A 25991-nucleotide genomic window follows, 5' to 3' on the forward strand; every position below is an offset into this window, starting at 1 on the left:
CACCGAGGCCGTGAGCACGCAGGCGCCGCGCTCGCCTTGCTCGGGCTCGTTGCGCGCCATGCTGGCGGCGGCCAGGCGCAGCGTGTTGAAGGTGCCGATCAGGTTCACGCGCACGATGCCCGTGTACTTGTCCAGCGAGCCGGGGCTGCCGTCCTTCTCCACCAGCCGCAGCGGCCCGCCCACGCCCGCGCAGTGCACCAGGGCGCGGAACTCGCCGAAGTCCTCGGCGGCCGCAATGGCGGCGGCCATCTGGTCGGCGTCGGCCACGTCGGCCTTCACGAAGCGCAGGCGGCTGCCGTGGCGCTGGCGGGCGGCGTCCACCATGGCCGCGCCGCGGTCCTCGTTCAGGTCCACCACCACCACGTTCAGGCCGCGTTCCAGCAGCGCCTGGGCCGATGCCTCGCCCAGGCCCGATACGCCGCCCGTCACCAGGGCCGTCATGTTCTCTTGCAGTTGCATGGATGTGTCTCCGGTGCCCGGCTTACAGGCGTTCGATGATGGTGGCGTTGGCCATGCCGCCGGCCTCGCACATGGATTGCAGGCCATAGCGCGCGCCGCTGTCCTCCAGCGCGTGCAGCATGGTGGTCATCAGGCGGATGCCCGACGCGCCCAGCGGATGCCCCAGGGCGATGGCGCCGCCGCGCGGGTTCAGCCGCTCGGGGTCGGCGCCCAGTTCCTTTTGCCAAGCCAGCGGCACGGAGGCGAAGGCCTCGTTGATCTCGCAGTGGTCCATCTGCTCCAGCCGCATGCCGGCCTTGGCCAGCACGCGCCGCGTGGCGGGAATGGGGGCCGTGAGCATGTACAGCGGATCGTCGCCCACCACATCCAGCGCCACGAAGCGCGCACGCGGGCGCAGGCCCAGTTGCTGGGCGCGCTTTTCGCTCATCAGCAGCATGGCGCTGGCGCCGTCGGTCATCTGCGAGGCATTGCCCGCCGTGGTGTGCCAGCGGATCTGCGGAAAGCGCGCCGACAGCTCGTCGTTCTGGAACACGGCCTTGAGCGCGCCCAGCTTCTGCGCCGTGGTGCCCGGGCGGATGGTCTCGTCGGCCGTGACGAGGCCGGCAGGCGTGGTGATGCCCACGATCTCGCGCTCGAAGTGCCCGGCCGACTGGGCCGCATGGGCGCGCTGGTGCGATCGCGCGGCATAGGCATCCAGTTCCTCGCGGCCCAGGCCCCAGCGCGCGGCCACGAGGTCGGCCGACACGCCCTGGCCCACCAGCCCCGGCGCAAAGCGCGCATCGAAGCGCGCGCCCGTGGTGTTCTGCCCCATGCGCGAGCTGCCCATGGGCACGCGGCTCATGGACTCCACGCCGCAGGCGATCACCATGTCCTGCGTGCCCGACATGATGGCCTGCACGGCAAAGTGCACGGCCTGCTGGCTGGAGCCGCACTTGCGGTCGATGGTGGTGGACGGCACATGGGCCGGCAGGCCTGCGGCCAGCCAGGCCAGACGGCCCGGCGTGCCGGCCTGCTCGCCGGCCTGGCTCACGCAGCCGGTGATCACATCGTCCACCGCGCCGGGGTCGATGCGGTTGCGCTGCACGAGCTGCTCCAGCACCTGGCTGAGCAGATCGACGGGGTGGAGCTGGGCCAGGGCGCCATCGGGCTTGGCCCGGGCCATGGGACTGCGGATGGCATCGACGATGACTGGTGTGTTCATGCGGATTTAATGAGACTGGAGGTTCATGAAATGAATGATAAGTCTCGAAATTTGCATTGAACAAAGCGTTTTCCCGGATGAAAAACCGCGCGTAAACAAAAATACTTGCTGAAAACCCGATGAATTCGAGACGGCGGATTCAAAAAAAGCAAAGGAGACAGGCGTGCATGACTTTCATAGCTGGGCCGATGCCCGGCCCGACCGCGTTGCGCTGACCATGGGCGACAGCGGCCAGCAGCACACGGCGGGCGCGCTGGCGCAGCGCTCGCGCGAGGTGGCGCAGTGGATGGCCGGACAGGGCCTGGCGGCGGGGGACACGGTGGCCGTGCTGATGGAAAACCGCGTGGAGATCCTGGAGCTGGTGCTGGCCGCGCGCCTGGCGGGCCTGTACGCGGTGGTCATCAGCACCCACCTGACGGCGCCCGAGGTGGCCTACATCCTGGGCGACAGCGGGGCGCGCCATGTCTTTGCCTCGGCCGCCACGGCGGCGCAGCTGCCGGCCGCGCTGGCGGCCACCGTGCATTCGGTGGACGGAGACTGCGCATCCACGGGCCTGCCGTCGCTGGCCGATGCCCTGGCCGCCTGGCGTGCGCAGGCGCCCGCGCCCATCGACCTGTCCAGCCGCCCGCTGGGGCGCGACCTGCTGTACTCCTCGGGCACCACGGGCCGGCCCAAGGGCATCAAGAAGGCGCTGCCGGCGGCGCTCTACCGCACGCAGGCCGATCCCGAATTCCTGGCCTGGCAGCGCAACATGGGCTTTGATGCCGACGCGGTCTACCTCTCGCCCGCGCCGCTGTACCACGCAGCGCCGCTGCGCTACTGCCTGCGCACGCTGGACGGCGGCGGCGCGGTGGTGATCACGGCGCGCTTCGACGCACAGCAGGCGCTGGCCATGATCGAGCGCTACCGCATCACCCACAGCCAATGGGTGCCGACCATGCTGGGCCGCCTGCTGCAGCTGCCCGAGGAGGTGCGGCACGGCTACGACCTGTCCAGCCACCGCTGCGCCATCCATGCGGCCGCGCCCTGCCCGGTGGCCGTCAAGCAGGCGCTGCTGGACTGGTGGGGCGACATCCTGCTGGAGTACTACGCAGGCTCCGAAGGCTGCGGCATCACCCTGATCAACTCCGCCGAATGGCGCCGGCGTCCAGGCTCGGTGGGCCGCGCCAGCTACGGTCGGCTGCGCATCGTGGGCGACGACGGGCAGGAGCTGCCTGCGGGCCAGATCGGCCGCGTGTTCTTCTCGGACGTGGCGCCCTTCGCCTATCTCAACGACCCCGCCAAGACCCGCGAGGCCATCGACGAGCGTGGCTGGGCCACCTACGGCGACCTGGGCCATGTGGATGAAGAGGGCTACCTCTTTCTCAGCGACCGGCGGGCCGACCTCATCCTGTCGGGCGGCGTCAACCTCTATCCGCAGGAGATAGAGAACGCGCTGGCCACGCACCCGGCCGTGCAGGAGGTGGCCGTGGTGGGCGTGCCGGAGCCCGACTTCGGCGAGCAGCCCATGGCCGTGGTCGTGCTGCGCCAGGGCCATGCGGCCAGCGCCGAGATGGCGCGCGCCATCGTCGCCGAGGCCGGCGCCACGCTGTCGCGCCTCAAGCGCCCGCAGCGCCTGCAGTTCGTGGACGAGCTGCCGCGCCTGCCCACGGGCAAGCTGCTGCGCCGCGTGCTCAAGGACAGGCTGCGCGAGCAGCCCCACGCGGGCTTCAACCTGCGCAGCGCCTGAACGGCCCTTCACCGTCTTTCCTCACCGACAACCACCGGATACCGACCCATGCAAGACCTGACCGAGCGCTCCGTCTACCGCGAAGACCATGAACAGTTCCGCGAGCAGGCGCGCCGCTTCTTCGAGCGCGAGATCGTGCCCCACCATGCCGAATGGGAGCGCCAGGGCATCGTGCCCAAGGAGGTCTGGCGCAAGGCCGGGCGCGAAGGCCTGCTCAACCCCATGCTGCCCGAGCCCTACGGCGGCGGCGGCGACTTCGGCCATGCGGCCGTGCTGCTGGAGGAGATCGCGCGCACGGGCGCCAGCGGGCTGGGCTTCCCGCTGCATTCGGACATCGTCGCGCCCTATATCCATGCCTATGGCAGCAAGGCGCAGAAGGACCGCTGGCTGCCGCGCATGGCCGCAGGCGAGCTGATCGGCGCCATCGCCATGACCGAGCCCGGCGCGGGCAGCGACCTCAAGTCCGTGCGCACCACGGCGCGGCGCGAGGGCGACCACTACGTGCTCAACGGCCAGAAGACCTTCATCACCAACGGCATCAATTCGGAGCTGGTCATCGTCGTCGCCAAGACCGCGCCCGAGATGGGTGCCAAGGGCGTGTCCCTGATCGTGGTCGAGGACGGCATGCCCGGCTTCTCCAAGGGCCGCAAGCTCGAGAAGATCGGCCTCATGGCACAGGACACCTCGGAGCTGTTCTTCGACAACGTGCGCGTGCCGGCTGACCACCTGCTGGGCGAGGAGAACGCGGGCTTCAGGTACCTCATGCACGAACTGGCCCAGGAGCGCCTGGTGGTGGCCGTGCGCGCGGCCGCCTCCATCGAGGCCTTTTTGCACAAGACCATTGCCTACACGCGCGAGCGCAAGGCCTTCGGCCAGCCGGTGTTCGACTTCCAGAACACGCGCTTCAAGCTGGCCGAGGCCAAGGCCCAGGCCACCATGCTGCGCGTCTTCGTGGACGACTGCATCGCCCTGCACCTGCGCCGCGCGCTCGCGCCCGACCGGGCGGCCATGGTCAAGCTCAATGCCACGGCGCTGCAAAACCGCCTGCTCGACGAATTCCTGCAACTGCACGGCGGCTACGGCTACATGACCGAATACCAGATCGGCCGCGCCTGGACCGATGCGCGCATAGGGCGCATCTACGGGGGCAGCGACGAGATCATGAAGGAGATCATCGCCAGGACTCTTTGAACCCCCTGAGCCGCTGCGCGGCTTCCCCCTCTCTACTCGCTTCGCGAGGGAGGGGGAGGGGGACGGCGCCATCGCCGCGAGGCGGCTCTTGCTCGGCGCCCCTGGCTTGGGGCCGCGCCCGTCTCAGGGGTCACGGGCGATCGGGGCGGCTGGGCTTTCGGGGGCAAGTTCCGACCGGGCGCCACGGTCATGGCGGCGCGGCTACACTGCGGGCCATTCATTCGAGGGGCTGGCCGTGGCCGGTTCCTTCCCCCTGTTTTCCCTAGAGATTTCCGCCATGTCCAACGACGCCCACGAAGCCACCGCCCTGCCCGACGAGCCTGCCCTGACGCCCGAGGCGCTGGAGGAGCTCGACGATCTGCTCGACGAGCTGCGCACGCGCGGCGACGAGATTCCGCAGTGGGAGTTCTGCGACGGTTTCCTGACGGCGCTGATCTGCACGCGCCGCGAGGTGCCGGCCGCCGAGTGGCTGCCCATGCTGCTGGGCGACGGCGGCACGCTGGAGGTGGCCGAGGGCCAGCCGCTGCCGCTGATGGAAGTGTTCAAGGACGCGGCGCAGCAGGCGCGCTTTCTGGAGCTGGTGGGCCTGCGCATGGACGAGATCCGCACCCAGCTGGACGCCGACGTGAAGACGCTGGAAGACGACCGCACCTTCCAGCCCGAGGCCATGGACATGCGCGGCGCCATCCTGTCGCTGCCCGAGGAAGAGCGTCCCGATGACGGCGAGATTCCCTCGTTCGGCCAGATCTGGGCGCTGGGCTTCATGTTCGTGGTCGAGAACTGGGCCGAGGAATGGGCCGCCCCGCGCGACAAGGAAGCCGCCGGCTGGCTCAACGAGGCGCTCAACGCCGTCGTGGCCCTGACCGAGGACGACACCGGCAAGCCCGAAGTCTGCATGTACGACGAGGACGGCCCCGCCAGCACCAGCCAGGAGCGCGTGGAGCAGTTCGGCGAGGCCATCTGGGCGCTGTACGACCTGCGCCAGATCTGGAAGAGCATGGGCCCGCGCCAGGAAACCATCGTCAAGGGCGAGCAGCCGGGCCGCAATGACCCCTGCCCCTGCGGCAGCGGCAAGAAGTTCAAGAAGTGCCACGGCGCCTGAGCGCCCGCGCCACAGGCTTTGGATGCACGGGCCATGAGACATATCGGTGAACGCATACGCGCCCGCCGCGCCGAACTGGGCATGACCCAGGGCCGGCTGGCCGAGGCGGCGGGCATCACGGCCTCGGCCGTGTCGCAGATCGAATCGGGGGCCATCCGCACCCTCAAGAACGACACCCTGGCCCGCGTGGCCCTGGCGCTGCAGACCACGGCGCTGGAGCTGACGGCCGGCCTGGAAGACGACAGCGCCCCGCTGCCCGTGGACGAGCAGCGCCTGCTGGAAAGCTACCGCGCCCTGCCTGCACCGCTGCAGGAGATCGCGCACAGGCTCATAAAAGCCTTGCGCTGATCAGCGCATTGAGGCGCTGCAGGGCATGAACCATGGTGGCCTGGCGCACGGCGGCGCGGTCGCCGTCAAAGCGCAGGCATTCGCTGTGCGTGGTGCCGTACACGCTCCAGCCGAACCAGACCGTGCCCACGGGCTTGGCGGCGCTGCCGCCGCCCGGCCCGGCCACGCCTGTCACGGCCACGCTGCACTGCGCGCGTGAGTGGGCGATGGCGCCTTCGGCCATGGCGCGCGCCACGGGCTCGCTCACGGCGCCGTGCTCGGCGATCAGCGGCTCGGGCACGCCCAGCAGGTCGTGCTTGGCCGCGTTGGAGTAGCTGACAAGGCCGCGCTCGAACCATTCGCTGGAGCCGGCGCGGTCCGTGCAGGCCGCGGCGATCATGCCGCCCGTGCAGCTCTCGGCCGTGGCCAGCATCCAGCCGCGCTGCAGCAGCAGGCCTGCCAGGGTTTCGACGAGTTCGTTGGATGCGCTCATGCCAGCTCCTTCAGCCGATGAAATGGCGCCACAGGGCGATGACCAGCAGCGTGCAGAAGGCGGCCACCAGGTCATCGAACATGATCCCCCAGCCGCCGCGCCAGCCGAAGCCCTTGAAGCACCGGTCCGCCCATTTGACGGGCTGGGGCTTGGCGGCATCGAAGAAGCGGAACAGCCCAAAGGCGATGAGCTGGCCCCAGAAGCCCGTGGGCATGACCAGCCACAGCACCAGCCAGAAGGCCACGATCTCGTCCCAGACCAGGTTGCCCGGGTCGGCCACGCGCATGTGGCGCGCCGTGACCGTGCAGGCCCACCAGCCCAGGGGAATGCTGCCCGCGATCAGCAGGCCGATCTGCTGGGGCGTGAACCAGTGCTGCAGCAGCAGGAAGGACAGCCAGGCCCACAGCGTGCCCACAGTGCCCGGCGCGATGCGCCCCAGCCCCGAGCCCAGCCCCATGGCGATGAAGTGGGCCGGGTGGGACATCATGAATTCCAGCGTGGGGCGTGCCATGCCGCCCTGCGGCGGGCCTTCCGGTGGGCGCGCCGCAGAGGCAAAGGTGGGGGTAGCAGGATCGCCGGAAACCTCCGGCCGCAGCGGCGCGTCACTCATGGGGCCAGATCATAAGCGCGGCCCTGGTGCTTCACTGACGCTCTTCGACCGCCAGATCCTGCGGATGGCGGATCTGGTGGCGTGCCTCGAAGCTGGCGCTGGCGCCAGCGGCCAGCGGCTGCTGCCAGGCGATCATGCCGTTGCGGTCGTTCCAGCGCGTGGTGGACGGCTGCGGGTTGTATTGGGACTGCACGCGGATCTGCTCATTGCGCGAGACGGGTGCCGCGTCCACCACCTGCAGTTCGATGGCGCGGTCATGGCGGTTGTCCACCTGGAAGCGCCGCGTGACCTGGCGTTCTGTGCTGCTGCTGAGCAGGCCGCCGCTGCCCGTGGCCGAGTCCACGGGCAGGTTGCGCACGACCACCTTGTCGTCACGGCCGAAAGACAGGCCCTGGGCCAGCGCTGCGGCGTTGCCGAAGTCCAGCCGGCCCTGGCCGGCGAAGGCGCCATCGCGGAACAGGGCCACGGGGCCTGCGGGCCAGACACCGGCCGGCACGGCCAGCTGGGCCACCAGGTAGGCGGCCTCTTCCACGGCGGGCGCCGTGCGCGTGAGCAGGGTGGCCGGCAGGTTCTGCGCGCCCAGGGCCAGGGTCACGCGCTCGCTGCTGGAGGGCACGCTGATGCGGTAGGGCACGGAGAACTGCGTGGCGTAGGCGGTGTTGAGGCTGGCGACATCGAGCACCGGCAGTTCGGCGGCCTCGCTGGCCGCCCCGGGCTTGCGGGCGCGCTCCAGCATCATCGCAGGGGCCGCCGGGGCCGGCACTGCCGCAGGGGCCATGGCGGCCACGGGGCGGGGCCGTTCCACATCCAGCGTCCAGGGATTGGGCAGGCGCGCCTGCGTGCTGCGCGAAGGCTGGCCCGTGGACAGCAGCAGCTGCACCTGGCTCCAGTCCTCGCCGCTGTTCTGGGCCACCAGGGCCAGGCGTTCGATGGCCACCGTGCCCTTGGCCGGGTCCAGCTGGGCGCGGTAGGTGGGCTGCCAGCTCGGGCCGCGCACCTGGTAGGTGAGCTGCACATTGGCATCGGCCGGGCTGGCCAGTTGCACGGTGACCTTCATCACCTGGGCGTTGCCTGCGCCCGTGCGGTCGCGTTCGAGCTGCAGCGGCCTGAGTTGCTCCTGCAGCGCCTGCTTTTGCCGCAGGATCTGGTGGGCGCGCAGCGTGTTGCCACGGCTGGTGCTGCGCAGCGCCTCGGTGGCGGCGCCCAGCTGGCTGGCGGCGGGCAGGGCGGGGGCTTTGGCGTCATCGCCGGGCTTGGCCAGGCCCTGCAGGTAGTCGCCCACGAGCTTGGCGGCGGACTCGTCGGCCTCCAGCGCGGCCAGCTGGTCTTCCAGCGTGCGGATCTGCTGCTCCAGCGGGCTGGCGCAGGCCTTGGAGGCCAGTTCGCGCGGCTGCGACTGCAGCTTGTAGTCGCCCAGGCGCACGCCGGCATCGGCGCTGACCTGCAGGCTCTGCGGGTCGATGGAGCCGGGCAGGCACTCGAACACCAGCTGGCGCGTGGCGGCCGTGATGCGCGCCGTGCGCTCCACCGAGGCCACGCCCGCATACAGGGTGACGCGCGCGATGGGGGCGCGGGCGATGGTGGCTTCCTGGGCTTGTGCCTGGGCCTGGACCGGGGTGCCTGCCAGCAGGAAGCAGGCGGCGGCCAGGGCAGAGAGGGCGGGCAGGGCGGAGCGTTGAACCATGGGCAGTCCTTCTCGGATGAAAGTGGTTTGGCGCGGCGTCAGGCCGCAGCGAAGTGGTCGAATGAGGTCCACCGGGGCGCCATGGCCGCTCCGTCCGGGCCGATCAGCCGCAGGCCGGGCGGCTCCTCGATGCAGCCGATGCGCGTCACGCGCGTGGCGGTGTCGCGGCCTGCGGCCTGCACGGCATCGCGCCTGTCGGCCGGGGCCGTGAAGCACAGCTCGTAGTCGTCGCCGCCGGACAGGGTGCACTGGTGCAGCAGGTCGATGGCCAGGGGCGTGTGCCTGCCGGCATCGAGCAGCGGCGTGACCAGGCGTGTATCCAGGCTGGCTCCCACGCGGGATTGCTCGAGGATGTGGCCCAGGTCGCCCAGCAGGCCGTCGCTCACATCCAGCGCGCTGCTGGCAATGCCGCGCAGCGCCTGGCCCAGGGCCACGCGCGGCGTGGGTGCTTCCAGGCGCTGGCGCGCGGCGGCTAGCGTGCCGGGTGGCAGGGTGGTGTGGCCCAGCAGGGCTTCCAGCGCCAGGCGGGCATCGCCCAGGCTGCCGCTGACCCAGATGTCGTCGCCCGCGTGCGCGCCGCTGCGCAGCAGGGCCTGGCCGGGCGGCACTTCGCCGAAGACGGTGATGCAGATGTTCAAGGGCCCCTGGGTGGTGTCGCCGCCGACCAGCTCGCAGCCGTGGGCGTCGGCCAGGGCCAGCAGGCCGCCTGCGAAGGCCTCGGTCCAGGCCGCATCGGCGCGCGGCAGGGACAGGGCCAGGGTGAAGGCCAGCGGGCGCGCGCCGCAGGCCGCCAGGTCGGACAGGTTCACGGCCAGGGATTTGTGGCCCAGCAGGCGCGGGTCCACGTCGGCGAAGAAATGCCGGCCCTCGACCAGCATGTCGCTGGAGACGGCCAGCTGCATGCCCGGCGCCGGGGCGAGCAGGGCGCAGTCATCGCCCACGCCCAGGGCGGCGCGGCGCACGGGGCGCTGGAAGAAGCGGCGGATCAGGTCGAATTCACCCACGGTGGCGGCTTTCGGATGCGTTTGGCGATCGGGCTATTGTGCTGCGAGGTTCGTGCTGCCCCGTATCAGGTGGTCTCGCCCGCACCGGGCCGATGTTCCAGCGCCAGCGCGTGGAAGGCCTGGGCGGCCGGCGACAGGCTGCGCTGGCGCCTGCGCACCAGGTACAGGTCGCGCCGGCGGTCGGCATCGGCCAGCGGGCGCGTCACCAGGCCAGGCTGCACGAAGTGGAACAGCGCCAGGGCCGGCACCACGCTGATGCCCAGGCCCGCGCGCACCATGCCCATCACGGTGGCCAAGTGCTCCACTTCCAGCAAGGTGTTGAGGGGCGGGGCCTGCTCCTGCGATTCCAGGTACTGGCGAACGCTGCTGTGGCGGGCGAGCTGGATGAAGGGCTGGTCCCGCAGGTCGGCCATGGCCGGCGCGGGCAGGGCCGCCAGCGCATGGTCGGCGCGGCAGACCAGGTGCAGCCGGTCGGCGCAGAACCATTCGGCCTGCAGCTCCTCGGTGTCGGCGCGGATGGCGGCCAGCGCCAGGTCGGCCTGGCCCGAGGCCACCTGGGCGATGCAGGACTCGGACAGCAGGTCCGACACCTGCAGCTGTATGCCCGGATGGCGCGCATGGAACAGCGCCAGCACGGGCGGCAGCCAGGCCGCCGCCAGCGAAGGCAGCAGGGCGATGGACACGCGCCCGCGCTGCAGCGCCGCCGCCTCGCGCAGGCCGTGCACGGCATCGCCCAGGTCGGCGCGTATGCGCTGCGCGGCATCGAGGAACTGCGCCCCCTCCTGCGTCAGCGCCACATGGCGCGTGCTGCGGTCGAACAGGCGCACGCCCACGCCGTCTTCCAGGCCCTTGATCAGGGCGCTGAAGGCCGGCTGCGACAGATGGCAGCGCTGCGCGGCCAGGGTGAAGCTGCTGAGCTGGGCCAGGGCGATGAAGGCATCGAGCTGGCGGGAGGAGATATTCATCGGGTTTTTGGATGAGTTGATCCGAATAATCGATTTCACAGATTAGCAGCCCTTGCCTACATTGGCCTGCATGGACCACCTGGAAACCTCCTTTGCCCCGGACAAGCCCCCGCTGTGGGTGGGCTGCGCAGCCGGCTTCTCGGGCGACCGCACCGATGCCGCCGCGCCCGTGGTGCGCGCCCTGGCGGCCAGCGGCCAGAGCGCCTGCCTGATCTTCGAGACCCTGGCCGAGCGCACGCTGGCGCTGGCCCAGCTCGCGCGGCGCGAGCAGCCCGACGCGGGCTACGAACCCCTGCTGGAGGACCTGCTGGAGCCCGTGCTGGCCGATTGCCTGGCGCATGGCATACGCATCGTCAGCAACTTCGGTGCGGCGAATCCCGAAGGCGCGGCGCGCTGCATCCAGCGGCTGGCGCAGCGCCTGGGCCTGCGCGTGCCGCGCATCGCCGTGGTGCATGGCGACGATGTCAGCGGCCCGGCGTACCGCGAGGCGCTGCGGGCCGCGCTGGGCCCGGAGTTTCCCGAGGATTCGCTGGTCAGTGCCAACGCCTACATCGGTGCCCGAGCGATTGCCGAGGCCCTGCAGGCCGGCGCCGAGATCGTGGTGGCCGGCCGCGTGTCCGACCCCTCGCTGACCCTGGGGCCGGCCATGGCGCATTTCGGCTGGGCCTGGGGCGACTGGGACCGCCTGGCGCGCGCCACCATGGCCGGCCACCTGCTGGAATGCGGCGCCCAGGTCACGGGCGGCTACTTCGCCGACCCGGGCTTCAAGGACGTGCAGGGCCTGGCGCGGCTGGGCTATCCCATCGCCATCATCGAGCCCTCGGGCGACTGCACCATCACCAAGCCCGAAGGCACGGGCGGCCTGGTCAGCGAACGCACGGTCAAGGAACAACTGCTGTACGAGGTGCACGACCCGGCCGCCTACCTGACGCCCGACGTGGTGGCCGACCTGTCCGAGGCCGAGGTGCACCAGGTGGGGCCTGACGCCGTGCGCCTGAGCGGCGTGCGCGGCCATGCGCACAACGGCCACTACAAGGTCAATGTCTGCCATGCCTCGGGCTGGCTGGCCGAGGGCGAGATCTCCTATGCCGGCCCGCGCGCCCTGGAGCGCGCCCGGCTGGCCGGCGAGGTGCTGCGCGAGCGCCTGGGCGGCGAGGCCGCAGGCGACCTGCGCCTGGACTGGATCGGCGTGGCCAGCGTGCTGGGCGACGACGCCGGCCGCTGGCGCGACGCGCAGCCGGCCAGCGCAGCCGCCCCCCAGGACGTGCGCCTGCGCGCCGCCTGGCTGCGCCCCACGCAAACCGAGGCGCGGCGCCTGCCGCGCGAGGTCAATGCGCTGTACACCTGCGGGCCGGCCGGCGGCGGCGGCGTGCGCACGGCGCTGCGCGCGCGGCTGGGCACGGTGTCCTGCCTGCTGGCGCAGCAGAGCGTCGCCACCGGATGGAAGTGGGCCGAGGGAGAGATCGACAAAGGGGTCGATAAAGGGGTCGAGAAAGAGGCCGGGGAGCACGCCGCATGAACACACTGCAGACCACGATGCCCGTCACCGTGCCGTTGTACCGCCTGGCGCACGGGCGCACGGGGGACAAGGGCAACCGCTCCAACATCAGCCTCATCGCCTGGAATGCCGCCTGCTGGCCCGTGCTGGTGGAGCAGATCACCGAAGAGCGCGTGGCCGCGCACTTCGCCGCCCGGCGCCCTGCGCGCGTGCAGCGCTTCGTGCTGCAGCGCCTGCAGGCCATGAACTGGGTGCTGGACGCGGTGCTGGACGGCGGCGTCAACGACGCGCTCAACCTCGACAGCCACGGCAAGGCGCTGTCGTACTGGCTGCTGCAGATGCAGGTCCACATACCGGCCTCGCTGCTGCCCCACCTGGCGCCGGAGTAGCCGGCAGGACCCGCCCGTCACACATTCATCACAACAAAGGAGACAGACATGAACTTTTCGCAGAACCTTCCCCGCCGCCATGTGCTCGCGCTGGCCGCCTGCGCGCTGGCAGCCGCCGCCGCACCGGCGCTGGCGCAGGACTATCCGTCCAAGCCCATCACCTTCGTCGTGCCGTTTGCGGCCGGCAGCGCCACCGACCAGCTGGCACGGGCGCTGGGCCAGGCCGTGACCACGGCGACCAAGCAGGCCGTGGTGGTCGAGAACAAGGGCGGCGCCAGCGGCATGATCGCGGCCCAGCAGGTGGCGCGCTCGGCGGCCGATGGCTACACGGTGCTGATCACCACCAACACCACGCATGCGGCCAACCAGCATCTGTACAAGAAGCTGCCCTATGACGCGGTCAAGGACTTCGCGCCCGTGGCCGGGCTGGGCAAGGGCGGCCAGGTGCTGGTGGTGCGCGCCGATGCGCCGTACAAGAACGTGGGCGACCTGCTGGCGGCGGCGAAGAAGCAGCCGGGCAAGCTGTCGTTCGGCAGCGGCAGTTCCTCCAGCCGCGTGGCCGGTGAAATGCTCAAGCAGCTGGCCGGCGTGGACCTGATGCACGTGCCCTACAAGAGCAATCCGCTGGCCATCACCGACCTGCTGGGCGGCCAGATCGACCTGATGATCACCGACACCTCCACCGGCGTGCCCCAGGTCAAGTCGGGCAAGCTGCGCGCCCTGGGCTACTCCACCACCAAACGCAGCCCGCAGCTGCCCGAGGTGCCCACGCTGGAGGAAGCCGGCGTCAAGGGCTATGACATGGGCTACTGGTTCGCGGCCTACGCGCCCGCTGGCACGCCCGAGGCCGTAGTGGCCCGTCTCAACCGCCTGCTGTCCGACGCCGTGCACAGCGCGGGCGCCAAGTCCTTCTTCGAGATGTCCGGCTCCGAGGGCTGGACCGCAACGCCCCAGGAGCTGGCCGCCTTCCAGGCGGGCGAGACCCAGAAGTGGGGCCAGGTGATCAAGGCCGCCGGCATCCAGCCCGAGTAGGCCGCTCCCCGCTCTCCCGTTCCCTTTCTTTCCGAACCGTCCTAGGCCGCCGCAATGCACGGCGGCCAGGGCGGAGCCTTGCCTGTGCCATGACCCCAAGGAGACAACATGCACATCAGATCCACCCATCCACTGGCCCTTGCCCTGGCCGCATCCGGCCTGCTGACCGCCTGCGGCGGCAGTGACTCGCCCGCCGGCCCGCAGGCGCCTCGCATGCAGTTGAGCATCAGCGCCACCGAGGACTTTGCCGGCAGCTACGGCAGTGTCGGCGCCTATGAGAAAGTGACCGGCGTGCTGCGCGGCGAGCTGGACCCGTCCGACCCGAAGAACGCCGTGATCCAGGACCTGGCGCTGGCGCCCGTCAATGCGCGCGGCATGGTCGAGTACAGCACCGATTTCGTCATGCTCAAGCCCAAGGACATGTCCAAGGCCAGCGGCGTGCTGCGCTATGACGCGCCCAATCGCGGCAACATCCTGACCATGCCCAACCCCACGGCCACGCCCGGCGATGCGGTCTACCTGGAGCGCGGCTATGTGCTGCTGTACTCGGCCTGGCAGGGCGATGTGCCCAAGTCCACGCCAGCGCGCCTGACGGTCACCGTGCCCGTGGCCCGCAACAAGGACGGCAGCAGCATCACGGGCAGCTACCGCACCGAGCTGGTCCCGGCCGCCGCCGTGCCCTCCATGACCCTGCCCGGCGGCGTGTTCAACGGGACCATGATCCCCTACGAGCCCGCCAGCCTGGACAACACGCAGGCCGGCTACTCGCTCACGCGCCGCATCAACGAAACCGATGCGCGCCAGACCGTGCCTGCGGGCGACTGGAAGTTCGCCAGCTGCGATGCCGCCGCCAATCCCTTCCCCGGCACGCCTGCGGCCACCAGCGTCTGCCTGAAGGGCGGGTTCGACCCGAAGTACCTCTACGAGCTGGTCTATGTGGCCAAGGACCCCAAGGTCATGGGGGTGGGCCTGGCCGCGCTGCGCGACACGGTGAGCTTCTTCCGCGCCAAGGCGGCCGATGCCGACGGCAAGGCCAATCCGCTGGCCGGGCGCATCACGCACACCATCGGCCAGGGCACCTCGCAGTCGGGCAATGCCATGAAGACCTTCCTGCACCTGGGCTTCAACCAGGCGCTCGATGGCGGCAAGGTCTTCGACGGCATGTATGCCCACGTGGCCGCGCGCCAGACCAACATCAACACGCGCTTTGCCGTGCCCGGCGGCGGGGGCGGCCTGCGCACCGACCACACGGCCTTCGGACAGACCGCGCCGCGCGGTCTGGACAAGGACTACAGCGATGAGGTCAGCGGCCGCCAGGGCGGCGTGATGAAGCGCTGCGAAGCCAGCAACACCTGCCCCAAGTTCTTCCTGGGCCTGTCGGGCACGGAGTTCTGGCAGCTGCAGGGCTCGCCCGTGCTGACCGATGCCAACGGCCTGCGCGACATCGCCCAGCCCGCCCATGCGCGCATCTACTACTACGCCAGCACCCAGCACGGCGGCGCAGGCGGCACGGCCAGCATCGGCTATGCGCCCACGCGCAATGTCTATCCGGCCGGCACCGTGGTGCACTTCAACGACACGTTCCGCGCGCTGTTCGTCGCGCTGGAGGACTGGGTGGTGCGCGGCACCGAGCCGCCGGCCAGCCAGGTGCCCAGGCTGGCCGACGGCACCCTGGTGCGGCCCGACAAGCTGGTCTTTCCCGCCATGAAGGGCCTGAGCTGGAGCGTGGGCGGCGTGCAGACCGCCATCCCCGAGTTCCGCTACCTGGCGCGCCACAACGGCTTTGCGCTGCTCGACTTCGGCCCGCAGTACGTGCCGCAGGACGAAAGCGGCATCGCCACGCTGCAGCCGCCGCGCGCCACGGGCAAGGACTACGCCATCCTCGTGCCCCAGGTCGATGCGGCCACCGGCCTCACGCGCGCCGGCATCCGCAGCGTGGAGGCGCGGGCACCGCTGGGCACCAGCATGGAGTTCAACTACGTGGCCACGCCGGGCATCGTGGACCTGTCCAACCTCACGGGCAGCTTCATCCCCTTCCACAAGACGCGCGCGGCGCGGCTGGCGGCCGGTGACGGGCGGCCTTCACTGGAGGAGCTGTATGTCGATCAGGCCGGCTACGTGAGCGCCGTCACGGCAGCGGCCCAGGACCTGGTGCGCCAGCGCCTGCTGCTGCAGCGCGACGCCGACGCGCAGATCACCGCCGCGCGTGCGGCGGCGGTGCTGCCTTGAGCCTGTGCTGAACGCAGGCCTCAGACGGCCTGGCCGCGAAAGCGCATGGCCGCCTGGCGCGAGACCTCGGCCAGCAGCTGCTCGCTGCGCTGGCGTTCGCGCAGCCAGCGGGCATCGTTGCTGCCGGCGGCCACGTCGCTGCGCAGCAGGTGCAGGGCGGGCGCGGCGCCATGGCGGGCCGCGTAGTCGGCCACGGCATCCATGGTCTTGAGGATGTGGTCGGCCAGCGGCATGTGCTCGCCCGTGGCCGGGTCCACGTACACGGCTTCCAGGCCGAAGCGGCAGGCCTGGAAGCGGTTGTAGGTGTAGACCAGGTAGTCGTCTTCCACGGGCGTGAAGGGCTGGGTGTCCATGAACCAGGCGGCCAGCGCCTGCACGTAGCCGGACAGGGCGGCTGCGCGCTCGATGGTCAGCGGCGTGTCGAACACGCGGATCTCGATGGTGCCGAACTCGGGCTTGGGCCGGATGTCCCAGTAGAAGTCCTTCATGCTCTTGACCACGCCCGTGCGCGTCATCTTGTCGAAGTACTGCTCGAACTCGCTCCAGTGCAGCACGCAGGGCGCGCGGCCCGACAGCGGGAAGGCGAACACCGAGTTCAGCCGCGCCGAGTCGAAGGCCGTGTCATGGCCCTGAACATAGGGGCTGGAGGCCGACAGCGCAATGAAGTGCGGGATGTAGCGCGACATGCGGTGCAGCATGAGCAGGGCCGCGTCGGCGTCGGGGCAGCCGATGTGCACGTGCTGGCCGAAGATGGTGAACTGCTTGGACAGGTAGCCGTACAGCTGCGACAGCTCCTGGAAGCGCGGCTTGTCGTAGATGCGCCGCTCATGCCACTGCTGGAAGGGGTGGGTGCCGCCGCCCACCACGGCGATGTTGAGCTTGTCGGCGCTTTTGACCAGGGCATCGCGGATCTGGCTGAGCTGGCCCAGCACCTCGGAGGCCGAATGGCAGACGCTGGTGGAGATCTCGATCATGCTGTTCGTCATCTCGGGCACCACGCTGCCGGGCAGCGGGTTCTTGAGCATGAGGCGCAGCATGTCCTCGGCGTAGGGGGCCAGGTCGTAGTCGTGGGTGTTGACCAGCTGCAGTTCCAGCTCCACGCCCAGGGTCAGCGGTTCGGACGAGTTGAAGGCTTCAAGACTCACGTTCATCTCCTGCAGTATTCGTGCGGCTCAGCGGCTTCCAGGGACGGGAGCTTTCGCCGGAGCGGTAGATGGCCACGGTGGCCAGGGCGGCGCCCAGCACCTCCATCACCAAAATGGTGGGCAGGGCCACGCCTGCGATCTGCGCGCCCAGCTCGGGCGCGGCGGCCACGAACTGCGAGGCGATCAAAAGCGCTACCGACGACATGGGCGCCATGGCGCAGCCCACCCAGAAGGCCTGGCGCCAGTTGGCGCCCGTGCCCACATTGCCCACGGCCACGCCCAGGGTCTTGGCGACCAGGCGCGCCAGGATCACGGCGCCCACCACGCCGGCCACCGGCGCGCTCCAGTCGGCCTGCGCGGCCACGGTGGAGACCAGCACGAACATCAGCATGGTCAGCAGCGAGGCCGCCGTGCCCAGCTGGCGCGGCCAGGCCCAGGGGCGCGGGTTGAACTGCTTGAGCAGGATGCCGCCCAGCAGCGCCGCCAGCGGCGCCGAGCCGCCCAGGTACGAGGCCACGGGCACGCTGGCCGAGATCAGGGTGAGAAAGAGGATGGAGGTGTTCTCGCTGGCCGGGCTCATGAAGCGCAGCGCCAGGCGCATCAGCACGGCCAGCACCAGGGCCACGGCCACCGAGACGCCCAGCACCACCAGCACCGGCATGATCGAGGCCACGAAGCCCGCCTTGGGCTGCGTCAGCATGCCCGCCTTGGCGCTGCCCAGGGCCAGCGCATACAGCGTGGACAGGGTGGCCAGCACCAGGCCGCGATCGGTCACGGCGCCTGCGGCACGCATGTCGGCCACCACGCGCGTCAGCACCAGGGGCGAGGCCGCCATGGCCACCAGGGCCAGCGGCCCGGCCACTTCGGGGGCCACGCCCAGCCAGCCCAGCACCAGGGAGACGAGCACATAGGTCAACGCGGATTCGGCCACGCTTTGCACCAGCACCATGGGGTTGTGGCGGAACCAGCGCAGCGTGATGCGCCCGCCGCATTCGAACAGCACGATGGCCACGCCCAGCTCCAGCAGGAACAATCCCGTGCCCTGCAGCGGCCAGGCGGTGTTGGCGCCAAAGCCGATCAGCCCGGCAATGCCGCCGACCAGCGAATAGCCGACCACCTTGGGCAGGGCCGCATGGCGCTGGCAGGCGTAACCCACCATGGTGGCCACGGCCAGCAGCAGGGACCATTGCACCGTGGCCAACCCGGCCGATGGCCGCAGCCACGGTTCCCAGAAGCTCAGCATGTCATTCATAAGCGAGGTCCTTTGCGCGAGCCAGTGGCCCGCAAGCGAAGCTCCGCAAGGCCTTCCCTGCGGCGCGGGCAAGCCCGCGTCCCGTGCGCATGGCACGGGGACACTTCGTTGGCGATCCACTGGCGTGACTGCCGGGCTGCAAGGCCGGGCGGGCACGCCAGCACGTGGGTTCCGCGTGTGTCCCGAGGTCCCGCAGGCTCAGGGGCGGAAGAAACTCAGCGGCGCTGTGCGCAGACGGCGGCGGATGGCCGAATAGATGCGCGAGCGGTCGACTCCGCTGACATTGTGTGCCCTCATCGCAACGCGGAATGCCAGATAAAAGCTGACAGTGACATTCAACGCGCCATTGACCGGCAGTAGGGCAACCGCCCACCAGAACATGTCGGAGTGCAGCACCTGCCAGCCCAGGGCCGCCATGGCGGCACCGATCTGGCCTGCCGACAGCGTGACGTGGCGCACCTCCAGCCCCAGGCCGAAGAAGGCAGCGAACGCGGGCACCAGGCCCAGCATCATGCCCAGCGAGACGTTGGCGGCAAAGCCCGAAATGTTCTTGCGCCAGAAATGCGCCCAGCGGTCGGCGCGCTTGGCGCCCAGCCAGCGCGTGATGCCGGGGTTGTAGCGGATCACCGAGTCCAGCCGGCGCAGCACGAACCAGTTCTCCGCCCAGCCCGCGATCAGGCTGCTGGCGAACAGCAGCACGCCCGTGAAGGCCGCGAACAGCGGCGACATGCCCAGCAGGCTCAGCGAGTCGAGCACGGCGATCGCATGCGGCCCGTCGATGGGCGTGTGGCCGAACAGCTGGGCATAGCCCAGCGACAGCAGCAGCACCATGGGCAGCACCACCAGCACGTTGCCCAGCACGGCCGCCACCTGCGAGCGCACCAGGTGGGCGACCTCGTCCACGAACTCCTCGATGGCCTCGCTGGCGCGCAGGTCCTTGAGCTTGGCGGCCATGGCCGGTGCCGTCATGGCCGGCTGCTTGGTCGCCACCGTGAAGTGCAGCAGCTGGATCAGCACAAAGCTGATGGAGTAGTTGATGCCCGCCGCCAGCCCGCCCCAGAACGCCGACAGCCCCAGCGCGTAGAGCGCGAACTTCAGCAGCGTGGTGAAGGCCATCACGAAGCCGCCGCCAGCGGCCTTGGTTGCCATGGACAGGTATTCGCGGCCGGTGCGCGTGATGTAGTGCTCGCCCGTCTCGGCGCTGCGCTCGGCCACCTTGGCCGCCAGCAGCGAGGTGTTGGTGGACAGCAGCGCGCGCAGGCTGCGCCGCTCGATGCCCACGGACACCAGGTTGGCCAGCAGGTCGGCCGTCTCGGTGGCGCGGTTGTCGGCCACCAGGCAGTCCAGCAGCCGCCTGACGCGCAGGATGCGCGCGCGCAGCTGGCGCAGGCGGAACACCAGGCCCACCGAAATCCCTTCGGACTCGAAATGTGTGTAGACCGATGTCACGGCCGCGCGGCAGGCATCCAGGCGCTCGCGCAGCCGGGCCTCGGCCGCATCGCGCCGGTCATTGGTGCGCAGCGCGTGCATCACCTCCACGCGCAGGCTCTCGGCGTCGTGGATCAGGGCGTGGAAGGGCTGGTCGTCGCGCGCCTGCTCGTCCATGCGCAGGCGCAGTTCGGGCGAGAAGCCCGTGGACAGGATCTGCCCCGTGCAATAGGTGATGGAGCCCAGCAGGCTGTTCTGCCAGAAGCTGCTGCCCTGGCCCTCGCTGCCATCGGTCAGCAGCAGTGCGATGCGTTCGAGCAGCGGCGCCTCCAGCGCGTGCAGCCAGCGCGCGTCGAATTCGTCGGGCATGGCCAGCATGAACAGCTCGGAGGCATCCACCGTCTCGGGCGTGCTGGGCAGCAGCTTGTAGCGTGCGCGCTCGGACAGCTCGCTGAACATGTTGGTGCGTGGCGCAAAGCCGAAATCGGCCAGCAGCGCCGTGATGTCCACGGTGTCGATGAAGCGCAGCCACCAGGCATGCAGGCGCTGGCGCACGGCCGGGTCGGCCTCCACGGCCTCCACCAGCAACTGCACACGCTGCACGGCGCCGTCCACCGACGGCTTGGGCGCACGCACCCACTCCAGCAGGTGGATCAGCCAGATATGGCGGTGCGCGAGGTCGGCCTCGGGGTCGAGTGCGGCCAGAAGGCCGGGCAGGTCTTGGGTGATTCGCTTCATGTAGGGGTCTTGCGGCAGGGCGGAAGACTAGCGCCTCCCCCGAGGAACGCGCTCAGTGCAGCACGCGGTTGTCAGGGTCTGGAAAGCTGTCGCCGCCAGCGCCCGACTGCAGATGAAAGCGCGGGATGGGGCACTCGAAGACTTCGCCCTCGTGGCTGATGCACAGATAGCTGCCCTGCATGCTGCCGTTGGGCGTGCGCAGCTGGCAGCCGCTGGTGTACTCGAAGGTCTCGCCGGGCTGCAGCAGCGGCTGGCGGCCGATCACCCCCAGGCCCTTGACCTCTTCGACATGGCCCAGTTCGTTGGTGATGATCCAGTGGCGCGCGATCAACTGGCCCGGCACCTGGCCGGTATTGGTCACGGTGATCGTGTAGGAGAAGGCGTATACGCCCGCCGCTGGAGCGGATTGCTCTGGCAAAAAGGCGGGGCGGACCTGGACCTGGAACTCGTTCATGGGCATGGCGGCAATGGTAACTGCCCGCAATGTACCGGCTTGCGAACGTCCCCACGCGCCGCCGCCCATGGCTTTGTGCCGTCGCTGGTGCCGGCATGGGCTAGCTGCGACAATCGCAGGCCATGAGCCCCACCTACCGCATCGCCCCCTCCATCCTGTCTGCCGACTTCGCCCGTCTGGGCGATGAGGTCAAGAATGTGATCGCCTCCGGCGCCGACTGGATCCACTTCGACGTGATGGACAACCACTACGTGCCCAACCTCACGTTCGGTCCCATGATCTGCGAGGCCCTGAAGCCCCATGCGAAGACGCCCGACGGCCAGCCCGTGCCCATCGACGTGCACCTGATGGTCTCGCCCGTGGACGAACTGGCCACGGCCTTCGCCAAGGCAGGCGCCGACTACATCAGCTTCCACCCCGATGCCACGGCCCATGTGCACCGCAGCATCCAGAACATCCGCGCCCAGGGCGCCAAGCCCGGTCTGGTGTTCAACCCCGCCGCCCCGCTGGACGTGCTGGACTGGGTCATCGACGACATCGACCTCATCTTGCTGATGAGCGTGAACCCCGGCTTCGGGGGCCAGAGCTTCATCGACAGCACGCTGCGCAAGATCGAGGCCGCGCGCAAGCGCATCGAGGCCAGCGGCCGCGACATCCGCCTGGAAGTGGACGGCGGCATCAAGGAAACCAACATCCGCCGCGTGGCCGATGCCGGCGCCGACACCTTCGTGGCCGGCAGCGCCATCTTCGGCAAGCCTGACTACAAGGCCGTGATCGACGCCATGCGCGGCGCCCTGGCCGCCTGAGCTTCGGCCTGCCTCCAGCAAAAAAGGGCCCGCGAATTGCGGGCCCTTTTCGTTGCCAACGGCGCTTTCAGCCGCCCAGCTCATGCTCTCCGGGCATGACGAAGATGCTCTTGCCCTGCGTGTCGAAACCGGGCGGCGCAAAGCGCGCCACCGGGACATGGTTGTGCTGGATGGAGCTGACCTTCCACGCGAATGTGCGGCCCTGGCTGGTGAAATTCACGGTTTCGCCGCAGGCGATATTGATGGGCGCTTTCTGCGATAGATCGACAGTACGGTAGACGCCCGCAGGCGCGGGCGATCCGTAATAGGATTTGCCGTTTGCAAAGCGTTCCGCATGGGCCGGCAATGCAGCCATGACGATTGCTGCGGTGCCCAATATGAATATGGATTTCATTGAATATGCCTCCGAAATAGGGCGGATACATCGGCGGATTCATGAAATCCGCCATGAACTGTATTCAGTCCATGGCGGAGACTGTAGAGTCATTGGCTTTTATATATCCGGGCAGCCGGATGACATTTCAGCCATATTGCCGCAAATGCGTGGCAATCGTCAGAAACTGTGGCGCATGCCGAGTTCAGCGCCTGTGGAGCTGCCGCCCGCAGCCAGTCCGGTGGTGCCGCCATTGAGGCTGAAATTGGCCCCGCCCTTGTTGGTCACGCGTGCAAGGGTTCCGTACAGCGCCGTGCGCCGCGACAGGTTGTGCACATAGCCGATCGCATACCTGTTGGCATCGCTGCCATTGAAGGCAACCGGCCCACGGCGCGAATCGGTGCGCACATAGGAGGCGCGGATGTAGTTCGCCCCCACGGGCACGGTAAGGCCGACCTGCCAGCGGTCCTCGGAGCCCGCGATGCGGGTTCCATAGGTGCCATAGGGCAGGTCCTCCCGCTGGAAATACCCCATCAGCCTGGCAAAGCCGAAATCGTAGGAGGCGCCTGCGCCGTATTGCTTGAGCTTGGTGCCCGCAGCGTTCACATCGGTCGAGCCATAGGTGAGCGCCAGGTTCAGAGGGCCGTTGTCGTAGGTCAGGCGGCTGCCGAAATGGCGGCCGGCGCTGCTCACCGGGTCTTCGTCCAGGGCATACATCACTTCTGCCTGGAAACCGCTCCATTTGGGAGTGAAGTACTGGATGGCGTTGTCGCTGCGGTAGTAGTTCGAGAAGGTGCCGGGCAGGCGGCTGATGATGTTGGAGTTTGCGAGGCCGATCACGTTGAACGGGTCGAACTTGGTGGGATTTTGCGCGGCCGGCGTGAAATCGCGGCCCAGGCGCAGCTCGCCGAAGCCGCCCGCCAAGCTCACCGTGGAGCGGCGCTGGAAGAACTTGCCATTGGCGTTTGTCGTGCCGGTGTCGGCATAGAGGTCTGACTCCAGCCAGAACTCGGCCCTCAATCCGCCGCCCAGATCCTCGGTGCCGCGAAAGCCAAACCGGCCCGATGACAGCCCGCTGTTGTTCATGGTCATGTTGCTGGGCAGATCGCTGTTCTTCACGTAGCGCCCATTGACGTCAACGATGCCGAACAGGGTGATGGATGACTGCGCGCTGGCCGCCAGCGAAATGACGGGCAGTGCGGCCGCCAATATACGATTGAATTTCATGCCTGGTCCTTGTATTGAATGTGGATTCCATGCGCATCCATTTCCAAACGGATGCTGTTGTAAATACTAGAATTCACAGGCCGGCACCAGGAGCCTTGAAAAGGAATCGACGGGGGGTGGCAAGCCAATCACAGGTTTTTTGGGCTCGACATGTTCCGCCCGGCCAACACCAATGGATTGCAATTCCATTCATGGCAGTTATCTTTCTTCAATATGTCTTGAATGTCACTTTTCTGTTGGGTAGATGGATTCTGGAGATTGATAGCATCCCGGGGGTTGAATCCGGTAAAGAAGAAAAAATCAATTCGTATCGGGTTGTTGATACGGCTGTGAGCGGGTATCGCAAGATATGAGGGGGCAGAAAAATGCGGCGCGAGGATGTCAAGCTGAGGATGCTGGCCAGGCGAGGGGACACGGGAGCCAGGCTTCAGCTCGGGGAGGCGTATCTGACCGGGGGCCCCGGCGTTTCCAGGAGCATCCCGGTGGGGTTGGAGTACCTGCAGGCCGCACTGCCTCAGGCCAGGCGCCAGGCCTCGGTCTGCATAGCCTTGCATCTGCCGCTCAGGGAGTTGCTGGAGCACGGGCTGCTGGAGACCCTGAGGATCGCGGCGGAGTATGAGGATGTCGGGCGCCAGAAGCTTGCCGCATGGCATCTCATCCGGGGGGAGCTCGATCTGGCTCTGGAGTGCCTTGGCAAGTGCAGCGCCGCCCTGCCAAGCCATCTGGCAAGCAGCGTGTCTGCGCACACATCCGGCGAGCTGCTGCAGGCGTTGCAGATCCTGCGCGCCATACAGCCGCTGGACATTGCCGAAGTCATGGCCTGCGAGGCCCGGCAGGCCATGGCCAAGGGCCAGTCGCACCGCGCCGTGCGGATGCTGGAGCTCCTGCGCGACCTGCCTCATGCCGCTCATGGCCCGGTCATGCAGCAGCTGATTGCCGACCTGGTCCACCAGGCGGAGGTGGCAGGCCATGGCCTGGGACGGCTGACCGTGGGCTGTATCGAAGCCAGCCTGGACCGATGCGCCGCCAATGGCGACGTGCGCGCCTGCCACGTGCTTGGACGGGCGCTTTCGGGGCTGCCCTGTGCACACCTGGCTCCCGAAAACCTCGTGAATGCGCAGAACCTGCGCAAGGCCGCAGCCCTGCTGCTGCGCGCTGCCGATGGCGGCATCGTCACCGCCTGGCTGCACCTGTTCCGCATCTGCTCCGACTACCGCAGCTCGGTGGCCAATCCCACCCTGGCACGCTTTTGCCTGGAGAAGGCGGCACGTCACGGGCTGCCCGAGGCCGAGCGCCGCCTGGGTGCGCTGGTGCTGCGTGATGCCACGCACATCGAGCCCATGGAACAGGGCGTGGCCCTGCTGCATGCTGCAGCGGCCAAGGGGGACGTGCTGGCCGGGCTGCTGCTGCGTTCATTGCTGCTGCCCGTGGGCGGTGACAACGAGCAGGAGGCCCTCGCGGCCATCGAGGCCGTACAGCCAGATGCCCCGCTGCTGGCCATGCGCCTGCGCCTGGCGCGCGTGTTCGGGCTCACCAAGCTGGAGGCGCTGTCGGTCAATCCCTCGACCGCCATGCGTCCCTGGGGGCTGGTGGTGGGCCACAACCGCCTGGTGGCGAAGGCCCGGCTGTGCGAGCCCCGTGCCGTGCCCGCGACCACGCCCGATGCCCTGCGCTGCCTGGAGCAGGCCGCGTCCATGTTCTCGGCGCAGCACGGGGAATCCCTGGCGCCTGAAGGCTCGCTGAGGGCCCGATCCCTGCAGATGCGGCGGCTGTTTCACCGCCTGCAGATCAGTGAAACGGTCTTCTTCGCTTCTGCCTCCTCACAGCAGCGCGATGCCATTCGCGTTGGCACGAAATGGGCCAGGCGGCAGCAGCAGATCCTCCGGCAGGTGCTGGCCTGAGCCTCGCCTGTGCCCGCGTGCGAAGGAAATGACATGAAGATCCTGATCGTGGATGCCCACCCGCCGTCGGCGCAGTACCTGTGCCAGGGCCTGTGCCAGGACGGATTCAACGTCGATGTCGTGCATGACGGTCTGCAGGGCCGCAACCTGGCACTGAGCCGCGCCTACAGCCTGCTCGTGCTGGATCTGGACCTGCCTGGCCAGAGCGGGCGTGCGGTCCTGCAGGACCTGCTCCAGGCGGGCGACACGCCCACCATCGTGGTCACCGCAAACGACAGTCTGGAGGACCAGGTGTTCTGCCTGCAGAACGGCGCCGATGACTACCTGGTCAAACCCGTCAGGTTGCCGGTGTTCCTGGCCCGCGCACGGCTGCGTATGCGAGGCTCTGCCGGCCAGGAGGGCCTGCGCCTGACATTGGCGGACCTGGTGCTGGACCTGTCGAAGAAGCGGGTCGAGCGTGCCGGCCGGCGGCTGGACCTCACTCGCCAGGAATTCGCCGTGCTGTGGCTGCTGCTGCAGCGCCAGGGCGATGTGGTCACGCGCGCCGAACTGGTGCAGCAGGTCTGGAGCCTGCCCGTCGATGCGCTGAACAACGTGGTGGATGTGGCGGTGTGCAGGCTGCGCAGCAAGCTCGATGATCCCTATGCGGTCAAGCTGCTGCACACGGTGCGCGGCATGGGCTACCTGCTGGCGTTGCGCGACGGGGATCCGGCCAAGCAGCCCTGATCTGCACTGCCCTGCTTTGCTCTGGTGC

24 protein-coding genes are annotated in these 25991 nt (G+C 69.0%); 11 read left to right on the forward strand and 13 right to left on the reverse strand.

Features of this window, described 5'->3' with window-relative positions:
- The coding region (locus tag JHD82_RS21280; protein ID WP_199138612.1) for an SDR family NAD(P)-dependent oxidoreductase at positions 1–459 on the reverse strand (459 nt) is incomplete at its 3' end.
- Between the two features lie 22 nt (positions 460–481).
- The gene (locus JHD82_RS21285; protein WP_097204316.1) at positions 482–1660 is read right to left on the reverse strand and encodes a thiolase family protein; all 1179 of its coding nucleotides are present in this window, start codon (positions 1658–1660) and stop codon (positions 482–484) included.
- A 163-nt stretch (positions 1661–1823) separates the two neighbouring features.
- Here JHD82_RS21285 and JHD82_RS21290 point away from each other — a divergent pair, with 163 nt between their 5' ends.
- The 4 genes from JHD82_RS21290 to JHD82_RS21305 all read left to right on the forward strand — a co-directional run bounded on the left by JHD82_RS21290 (position 1824) and on the right by JHD82_RS21305 (position 6030).
- Positions 1824–3389, forward strand: a complete 1566-nt coding sequence (locus JHD82_RS21290; RefSeq protein ID WP_013804729.1) for an AMP-binding protein — start codon at positions 1824–1826, stop codon at positions 3387–3389.
- Positions 3390–3437: 48 nt separating this feature from the next.
- Entirely contained in the window at positions 3438–4580 is a 1143-nt protein-coding gene (locus JHD82_RS21295) for an acyl-CoA dehydrogenase family protein (RefSeq protein WP_012202629.1), read from the forward strand.
- A 277-nt stretch (positions 4581–4857) separates the two neighbouring features.
- Positions 4858–5682, forward strand: coding sequence for a UPF0149 family protein (locus JHD82_RS21300; RefSeq protein ID WP_065348080.1), 825 nt, complete (start codon positions 4858–4860; stop codon positions 5680–5682).
- 33 nt (positions 5683–5715) lie between these two features.
- The gene (locus JHD82_RS21305; protein WP_071954021.1) at positions 5716–6030 is read left to right on the forward strand and encodes a helix-turn-helix domain-containing protein; all 315 of its coding nucleotides are present in this window, start codon (positions 5716–5718) and stop codon (positions 6028–6030) included.
- Here the strand turns inward: JHD82_RS21305 and JHD82_RS21310 are convergent.
- From JHD82_RS21310 to JHD82_RS21330, 5 genes are all read right to left on the reverse strand, one after another.
- Complete coding sequence (locus tag JHD82_RS21310) at positions 6011–6502, reverse strand: CinA family protein (RefSeq protein WP_199138614.1); 492 nt, start codon at positions 6500–6502, stop codon at positions 6011–6013. The two genes, JHD82_RS21305 and JHD82_RS21310, sit on opposite strands and share 20 nt — an antisense overlap.
- 10 nt (positions 6503–6512) lie before the next feature.
- Positions 6513–7013, reverse strand: coding sequence for a phosphatidylglycerophosphatase A (locus JHD82_RS21315; protein WP_026062211.1), 501 nt, complete (start codon positions 7011–7013; stop codon positions 6513–6515).
- Between the two features lie 130 nt (positions 7014–7143).
- Positions 7144–8796 carry a DUF4139 domain-containing protein gene (locus JHD82_RS21320; RefSeq protein WP_199138616.1) on the reverse strand — a complete coding sequence of 551 codons (1653 nt, stop codon included), beginning with the start codon at positions 8794–8796 and terminating at the stop codon, positions 7144–7146.
- Between the two features lie 38 nt (positions 8797–8834).
- Positions 8835–9800 (reverse strand): thiamine-phosphate kinase, encoded by a 966-nt coding sequence (gene thiL / locus JHD82_RS21325; RefSeq protein WP_199138618.1) that lies wholly within the window; start codon positions 9798–9800, stop codon positions 8835–8837.
- A gap of 65 nt (positions 9801–9865) precedes the next feature.
- On the reverse strand, positions 9866–10765 hold the full coding sequence (locus JHD82_RS21330) for a LysR family transcriptional regulator (protein ID WP_047219821.1): 900 nt from the start codon (positions 10763–10765) through the stop codon (positions 9866–9868).
- Between the two features lie 70 nt (positions 10766–10835).
- Between JHD82_RS21330 and JHD82_RS21335 the strand changes: the two genes are divergently transcribed.
- The 4 genes from JHD82_RS21335 (at position 10836) to JHD82_RS21350 (ending at position 15913) form a co-directional block, all read left to right on the forward strand.
- Positions 10836–12284: an acyclic terpene utilization AtuA family protein gene (locus JHD82_RS21335; RefSeq protein ID WP_199138620.1), complete on the forward strand. Its 1449-nt coding sequence runs from the start codon at positions 10836–10838 to the stop codon at positions 12282–12284.
- The gene (locus JHD82_RS21340) at positions 12281–12652 is read left to right on the forward strand and encodes a hypothetical protein (protein WP_016450609.1); all 372 of its coding nucleotides are present in this window, start codon (positions 12281–12283) and stop codon (positions 12650–12652) included. The genes JHD82_RS21335 and JHD82_RS21340 overlap by 4 nt, the downstream gene beginning before the upstream one ends.
- A gap of 48 nt (positions 12653–12700) precedes the next feature.
- Positions 12701–13684, forward strand: coding sequence for a tripartite tricarboxylate transporter substrate binding protein (locus tag JHD82_RS21345; protein ID WP_071954026.1), 984 nt, complete (start codon positions 12701–12703; stop codon positions 13682–13684).
- 108 nt (positions 13685–13792) lie between these two features.
- Entirely contained in the window at positions 13793–15913 is a 2121-nt protein-coding gene (locus JHD82_RS21350) for an alpha/beta hydrolase domain-containing protein (RefSeq protein WP_199138622.1), read from the forward strand.
- A 20-nt stretch (positions 15914–15933) separates the two neighbouring features.
- Here the strand turns inward: JHD82_RS21350 and JHD82_RS21355 are convergent, their stop codons facing one another.
- The 4 genes from JHD82_RS21355 to apaG all read right to left on the reverse strand — a co-directional run bounded on the left by JHD82_RS21355 (position 15934) and on the right by apaG (position 20936).
- Positions 15934–17058: a YbdK family carboxylate-amine ligase gene (locus tag JHD82_RS21355; RefSeq protein ID WP_013804717.1), complete on the reverse strand. Its 1125-nt coding sequence runs from the start codon at positions 17056–17058 to the stop codon at positions 15934–15936.
- Positions 17048–18310 carry a cation:proton antiporter gene (locus tag JHD82_RS21360; RefSeq protein WP_012202651.1) on the reverse strand — a complete coding sequence of 421 codons (1263 nt, stop codon included), beginning with the start codon at positions 18308–18310 and terminating at the stop codon, positions 17048–17050. The genes JHD82_RS21355 and JHD82_RS21360 overlap by 11 nt, the downstream gene beginning before the upstream one ends.
- A 198-nt stretch (positions 18311–18508) precedes the next feature.
- Positions 18509–20476, reverse strand: coding sequence for a site-specific recombinase (locus JHD82_RS21365; RefSeq protein ID WP_012202652.1), 1968 nt, complete (start codon positions 20474–20476; stop codon positions 18509–18511).
- Between the two features lie 52 nt (positions 20477–20528).
- Positions 20529–20936, reverse strand: a complete 408-nt coding sequence (gene apaG, locus JHD82_RS21370; protein WP_034367895.1) for a Co2+/Mg2+ efflux protein ApaG — start codon at positions 20934–20936, stop codon at positions 20529–20531.
- 116 nt (positions 20937–21052) lie between these two features.
- Here apaG and rpe point away from each other — a divergent pair, with 116 nt between their 5' ends.
- Positions 21053–21736, forward strand: coding sequence for a ribulose-phosphate 3-epimerase (gene rpe, locus JHD82_RS21375; protein ID WP_012202654.1), 684 nt, complete (start codon positions 21053–21055; stop codon positions 21734–21736).
- Between the two features lie 67 nt (positions 21737–21803).
- Here the strand turns inward: rpe and JHD82_RS21380 are convergent, their stop codons facing one another.
- Together JHD82_RS21380 and JHD82_RS21385 are read right to left on the reverse strand one after the other, a co-directional pair.
- Positions 21804–22091 (reverse strand): CzcE family metal-binding protein, encoded by a 288-nt coding sequence (locus JHD82_RS21380; RefSeq protein ID WP_224986389.1) that lies wholly within the window; start codon positions 22089–22091, stop codon positions 21804–21806.
- Positions 22092–22289: 198 nt separating this feature from the next.
- Complete coding sequence (locus JHD82_RS21385) at positions 22290–23336, reverse strand: porin (protein WP_199138624.1); 1047 nt, start codon at positions 23334–23336, stop codon at positions 22290–22292.
- A 482-nt stretch (positions 23337–23818) separates the two neighbouring features.
- Here JHD82_RS21385 and JHD82_RS21390 point away from each other — a divergent pair, with 482 nt between their 5' ends.
- Together JHD82_RS21390 and JHD82_RS21395 are read left to right on the forward strand one after the other, a co-directional pair.
- Complete coding sequence (locus JHD82_RS21390) at positions 23819–25237, forward strand: hypothetical protein (RefSeq protein ID WP_307838112.1); 1419 nt, start codon at positions 23819–23821, stop codon at positions 25235–25237.
- 33 nt (positions 25238–25270) lie between these two features.
- Positions 25271–25963, forward strand: a complete 693-nt coding sequence (locus JHD82_RS21395) for a winged helix-turn-helix domain-containing protein (protein WP_199138627.1) — start codon at positions 25271–25273, stop codon at positions 25961–25963.
- The last annotated feature ends 28 nt before the right edge of the window (positions 25964–25991 follow it).

This window comes from Delftia sp. ASV31 (assembly GCF_016428765.1).
GTDB lineage: Bacteria > Pseudomonadota > Gammaproteobacteria > Burkholderiales > Burkholderiaceae_C > Comamonas > Comamonas acidovorans.